The organism is Mycobacterium helveticum (assembly GCF_007714205.1).
In the GTDB taxonomy this organism is placed as follows: Bacteria; Actinomycetota; Actinomycetes; order Mycobacteriales; family Mycobacteriaceae; genus Mycobacterium; species Mycobacterium helveticum.
Genome location: NZ_VMQU01000208.1, coordinates 1 through 5,472, shown reverse-complemented (window position 1 = coordinate 5,472; position 5,472 = coordinate 1). Strand labels below are relative to the sequence as shown.

The window sequence follows — 5,472 nt, the reverse complement described above, 5'->3', positions numbered from 1 at the left end:
CATAACTGGCAAACGGGTGGTCCAATGAAACTGGCTAAACCCTGGTCAAAGTGGTCCCATCACCGTGGCGGTCGACAACGTGCGCCGCCGTGCCCGCGCGCCCGGATCCGGTGTACTGCCCACTTGATCAGTATCAGCGCACCCTTCCAGGGATGCGATCGTCATAGTCATAGAAATGGTGATCCTGTCTCGCCCTGTAGTGATAATCGGCTACTGCTGCTGTCTCACCAAACCCTGTCACACAGGGCGGCGGGCAGGCCGGCAACATAGGCCGAAATGCCTGGCTGGCCGCGGGTTACCCCGAAGAGGTTCCCGGTGTCACCGTGGACCGGCAATGCGGCTCCAGCCAGCAGGCGATTTCTTTTGGTGCTCAGGCGATCATGTCGGGCACCGCGGACCTGATCCTGGCCGGGCATGCAGAACATGAGCCAGATCCCGATCGCTTCGGCGATGACGGTCGGCAGGCAGTTCGGGTTCACCTCTCCGACAAACGAATCGAAGAATTGGCTGCACCGTTACGGCGATCAGGAGATCTCACAGTTCCGTGGTGCGGAGTTGATCGCCGAGAAGTGGAACCTGTCCCGTGCGGAGACGGAGCTCTTCGCCCTCACCAGTCACCAGCGCGGCACTGGCGGCGATCCGCGGGGGCCACTTCGACAACGAGATTGTTGCGGTCGACGGGTTCCGGGTCGACGAAGGGCGGCGGGAGACCTCGCTGGAGAAGATGGCCGCGCTGAAGGCACTCTCGGAGGGCGGCCGGTTGACCGCGGCGCTGGCCAGCCAGATCTCCGACGGCGCCAGCGCGGTCCTGCTGGCGTCTCAGCAGGCGGTCAAGGACCAGAAACTCGCACCGCGGGCCCGTATCCATCATATCAGCGCGCGCCGCGCCGATCCGGTGTTCATGCTGACCGGACCGATCCCGGCTACCCGCGACGCGCTGGACAAGACCGGGCTGTCCATCGAGGACATCGACACCGTCGAGATCAACGAGGCGTTCGCGCCGGTGGTGATGGCCTGGCTGAAGGAGATCAAGGCGGATCCGGACAAGGTCAACCCCTGCGGCGGGGCGATCGCGCTCGGGCATCCGCTGGGTGCCACCGGCGCCAAGCTGTTCGCTACGATGCTGGGCGAACTCGAGCGCATCGGTGGGCGCTACGGGCTGCAGACGATGTGCGAGGGCGAGGGCGACGGCACCGCCAACGTCACGATTATTGAGTGCCTCTAACCAGCCGCTCACCTGCCAAGCCCCGGCGAGCGGGCGTGTTTATACGACGACACGCCGAAACTCCCGGACAACTGCGCACGCCGACCGGTCGGCTATCGCCGAGCGCAGGATGCCCGATCAGGGTCGGTGTGCCGATAGCAACCAGGCGGCGACCGATTTACGACCGTTTGGCTCGTCCCGGACCTCGATTTGCGGCCTCCCGGGCCACCCGGCGGCGTCGTCGGGGAAGGTGGCGTGGATGCGGGCGGGTCGGATGTCGTCGATGATCCAGTACGTGGACACCGCGTCACGCAGTTCATCGGGTGTCACCGCATACGGTGGCCCCTCGGGGACCGCGGCTTTGTCGAAGACCAGCATGAAATACGATGCTCCCGGCGCCGCGGCGCGCGATATTGCCTGCTGGTAGTCTTCTCGCGCACCGACCGGGATCGAGTGGAACAGTGTACTGTCGATGATGGTGCCGAAGCGGCCTTCTGAGCCGGGGGGATATGTGGCAAACGAACTGATGTCGGCCACCTCGAAGTCGACGTTGGCCAGAACGCACTTGTGTGCCGCACGCCGGGCCAGGTCGATCGCGGCCGGCGAGGAGTCCAGCCCGACCACGGCATAGCCGCGTTCGGCCAGATACAGCGAGATGGCGGCTTCCCCACATCCCGCATCGAGAACGTCACCGTGAAATTTGCCCTGTTCGATCAGGGCGGCCAACTCGGGTTGGGGCTCCCCGAGGCTCCACGGAGGTCGAACACCAACCCCTATTCGGGCGGATTCGCCCCGGTAGACGGAATCGAACCCGAAATCGACGTCCTCGCTCATGGTGATCTATCTATCCCCCCAACGTAATTCGTATGACTCAGTGCCGTCTACCCAAATTACAATTATGTAACGAGTTAACGGTGCGGGACACTAGCAAAGCATCGATCCGGCACATGAGGCCCCGGTGTTCCAGGCTGCGGAACACGGGTCGCGGGGATCACCGTCGCTCGTTATAGCTTTTGTACCCCAATATCCCTCGCCAGCGCGGGAGCTGTTGTCTATTTTGCGTTTCGACCATGAATTTCTGCCGCAGCGGGTGTGCTTGGCTTCGGGTCAGGCACCGCTGATCCTGGCGCGTGAAGTAGAGCGGCTGGGTGGCACGCGGGTGATGGTGATCGCATCGCCAAGTGAGTTGAAACGGGCGGATAGGGTTACCGCCGATCTGCCGGTGATGTACCACCACCGCGACGTGGTGATGCATGTTCCAGTGGAACTGGCCGAGCGTGCCCGCGCTGCCGCCACCGAGCATCGGGTGAATCTCCTGGTCAGCGTCGGCGGCGGATCCGCTACCGGATTAGCCAAGGCGGTCGCGCTGACCAGTGGACTGCCGATTGTGGCGGTCCCGACTACCTACGCCGGCTCGGAAGCCACGACCATGTGGGGGCTCACCCACGGCAACCGGAAAACGACCGGGGTCGACGCGCGCGTGTTGCCGCGAGCTGTCGTCTACGACGCGGAGCTGACGCTGTCGCTTCCGGTGGCGCTGAGTGTGGCCTCCGGATTGAATGCGCTAGCACATGGCGTGGATTCGATGTGGGGACCGCGCGCGGACACTCTCGATCAGATGATGGCGCAGGAGGGAATCCGGGCGCTAACCGCCGCGTTGCCTGACATAGTGAGCGATCCTATGAATCTGACCGCGCGGGAGCGCGCTTTGTACGGGGCCTACGTCTCGGCTGCCGCGTTTTGCTCGGCGGGGTCTGGACTGCATCACAAGATCTGCCATGTCCTCGGCGGCGCGTATAACCTTCCGCATGCTCAAACCCATGCGATCATGTTGCCCTACGTTCTTGCGTTTAACGGCAACGCCGCACCCGAGGCCGAAGCTCGGATCGCGGCCGCCCTCGCGTCCACCTCCGCGCTCGAGGGCCTACAAGAACTTCGCAGCCGACTTGGAGTGCCATGCGCCCTGGGTGACTACGGATTCAACGAACGTGACATCGGCGATGCCGTGGATCGGATTTTGCCGGTGCTGCCGGCGGGCAATCCGCGCCCGATAAACGCCGACGATCTGCGTCGACTGCTCACTGCAGCGTGGCAGGGGGCCGATCCCAGGACCATCATGGACGACAGCACGAAAGGCACGGAAAACAAGTCATGAGTCAACCCGGAACTACCGTCATGCCCGTCTCTCCCGAGCAACAGGCCGCAGAAGGGGGCGTACTGAGCCGCGTCGTCAACTCTTTCGACGCTACCCCGGACCCGCGGCTGCGTCAGCTGATGCACGCGTTGGCGCACCATCTACATGCATTTATTCGTGAAGTCCGGCTCAGCGAGCACGAGTGGAACCGAGCGATCGAGTTTTTGACGGCGGTCGGGCACATCACTGACGACAAGCGCCAGGAGTTCATCTTGCTCTCGGATGTCCTCGGTGCCTCCATGCAGACGATTGCCGTCAACAACGAGGTCTACCACGGTGCTACCGAGGCGACGGTGTTCGGTCCGTTTTTCGTCGACAACTCCCCACAGATCCCGCTCGGCGGTGAAATGGCCGCTGGTGCTCCCGGTGAGCCGTGCTGGGTGGAGGGCACTGTCACTGACACCGACGGCAACCCGGTCAGCGGTGCCCGGGTTGAGGTGTGGGAGGCCGACGCCGACGGTTTTTATGACGTGCAATACCCAGACGGTCGCACCGCCGCCCGCGCCCACCTGTTCACCGACGAGAAAGGCGGCTATCGCTTTTGGGGGCTCACGCCCACCCCGTATCCGATCCCGCACGATGGGCCGGTTGGTGCGCTGCTCGAAGCCACCGGCCGATCTCCGATGCGCCCGGGTCATTTGCATTTCATGGTCACCGCGCCAGGCCTGCGCACTCTGGTCACACACGTGTTCGTTGCCGGCGATGCCCAACTTGAGGTCGGCGACGCGGTGTTCGGCGTGAAAGACTCGCTGATCAAGGAATTCGTCCGGCAAGGGCCCGGCACACCGACGCCTGACGGCCGTGATCTGGGCGGCCGAGAATGGTCGCGTGTTCGGTTCAACATCGTCCTCGCCCCCTCGGAAGTCTGACCGCAAAACCGGAGCCCCCAGACATGCCAACCACACCGATGCCGGCCATCTTCGTCGGACATGGCAATCCGATGAACGCGATTGAGCACAACAGCTATACCGCAGAATGGCAACAATTGGCCGACTCGCTGCCCCGGCCCCGGGCGATCCTGGCGATTTCGGCGCACTGGTACCTACCGGGAGGCCGGGTCACCGCGGGTGACCGGCCGGCGACCATTCACGATTTCGGCGGCTTTCCCAAAGAATTATTCGAAGTCGGCTACCCGGCTCCGGGTTCGTCTGAACTTGCCGACTGCGTTGCCGACCTATTGGCTCCGGCCGTGATCGAACCCGACACCCGCTGGGGACTTGATCACGGTACCTGGTCGATATTGGTCCACATGTACCCGGATGCGGACATTCCGGTTGTCCAACTAGGTATCGATGAAACTCTCACTGCAGCGCAGCATTACGATCTCGGTCGGCGTCTGCGCCCACTGCGCGAGGATGGAGTCCTGATTCTGGGCTCCGGCAACGTGGTGCACAACCTTGACGTCTATGCATGGGACCGGCGGCCGATCCCGCCGTATCAGTGGGCTGTTCGCTTCAACTCCTGGTTGCGGCAAGCAATCATGGCGCGTCGCTTTGGCGACGTGATCGACTATCGGCAAGGCGGCGCAGATGCGGAGTTGGCCGTGCCGACGCCAGAGCATTACTTACCCCTGTTGTACACACTTGCCACGCACACCGAGGACGAGCCCGTATCTCTGCCGGTCGACGGATTCGACGGCGGGTCGATCTCCATGCTCGGCGTCCGCATCGGTTAAGACCACATCGCCGGCCCGGATCACCGCCGCAGGTTGACTGACTGCGAGAGTGCGGCGTTCCGGGGGCCTGAATGCCTTCGCCTAGAGCGTAGCGAGCGTCCTCATACGGTCGATGGACCGGTTGGGTTGAGTTCTGCCCGCACGGCGGGGCGAACGGGTTGATAGGGCGAGGGATCTCCACTGCCGGAGATCCCTCGCGTCGGCCTAGCCGCAAGGTTGCTGAGACCAAGGAGGCGATCGTGGCCGACTAGGCAACCCTATTGCGGGATCACGTCACTTTGACCTGCCGCTCGGTGGACCGCATGTTCTTACAGGCGTACGTGCCGAAGCTGCAGTGCGTGGGCGGGGTGTGTCAGTTCCTGTACTTGCAGAAGGGGTTTTCGATCCCGTCGTCGGCGG

General features: G+C 63.4%; 4 protein-coding genes and 1 pseudogene. 4 read left to right on the top strand and 1 reads right to left on the bottom strand.

The window, feature by feature from the left end:
• Positions 1-248: 248 nt before the first annotated feature.
• A pseudogene (gene fadA6, locus FPZ47_RS26355) lies at positions 249-1,225 on the top strand (steroid 3-ketoacyl-CoA thiolase FadA6); the annotation flags it as partial.
• Between the two features lie 117 nt (positions 1,226-1,342).
• On the opposite strand, the gene FPZ47_RS26350 reads toward fadA6, so the two are convergent.
• The gene (locus FPZ47_RS26350) at positions 1,343-2,038 is read right to left on the bottom strand and encodes a class I SAM-dependent methyltransferase (RefSeq protein WP_144957055.1); all 696 of its coding nucleotides are present in this window, start codon (positions 2,036-2,038) and stop codon (positions 1,343-1,345) included.
• Positions 2,039-2,249: 211 nt separating this feature from the next.
• Between FPZ47_RS26350 and FPZ47_RS26345 the strand changes: the two genes are divergently transcribed.
• The 3 genes from FPZ47_RS26345 to ygiD are packed head-to-tail and all read left to right on the top strand — an operon-like array spanning position 2,250 to position 5,073.
• Positions 2,250-3,359, top strand: a complete 1,110-nt coding sequence (locus FPZ47_RS26345; RefSeq protein WP_210420021.1) for a maleylacetate reductase — start codon at positions 2,250-2,252, stop codon at positions 3,357-3,359.
• 20 nt (positions 3,360-3,379) lie between these two features.
• Positions 3,380-4,267, top strand: coding sequence for a dioxygenase family protein (locus FPZ47_RS26340; RefSeq protein ID WP_246133628.1), 888 nt, complete (start codon positions 3,380-3,382; stop codon positions 4,265-4,267).
• A gap of 23 nt (positions 4,268-4,290) precedes the next feature.
• The gene (gene ygiD / locus FPZ47_RS26335; protein ID WP_210420020.1) at positions 4,291-5,073 is read left to right on the top strand and encodes a 4,5-DOPA-extradiol-dioxygenase; all 783 of its coding nucleotides are present in this window, start codon (positions 4,291-4,293) and stop codon (positions 5,071-5,073) included.
• Positions 5,074-5,472 lie beyond the last annotated feature (399 nt).

Coding starts and splice junctions, on each gene's coding strand:
- FPZ47_RS26350 (WP_144957055.1), bottom strand. CDS start 2,038: ATGAGCGAGGACGTCGATTTCGGGTTCGATTCCGTCTACCGGGGCGAA.
- FPZ47_RS26340 (WP_246133628.1), top strand. CDS start 3,380: ATGCCCGTCTCTCCCGAGCAACAGGCCGCAGAAGGGGGCGTACTGAGC.
- ygiD (WP_210420020.1), top strand. CDS start 4,291: ATGCCAACCACACCGATGCCGGCCATCTTCGTCGGACATGGCAATCCG.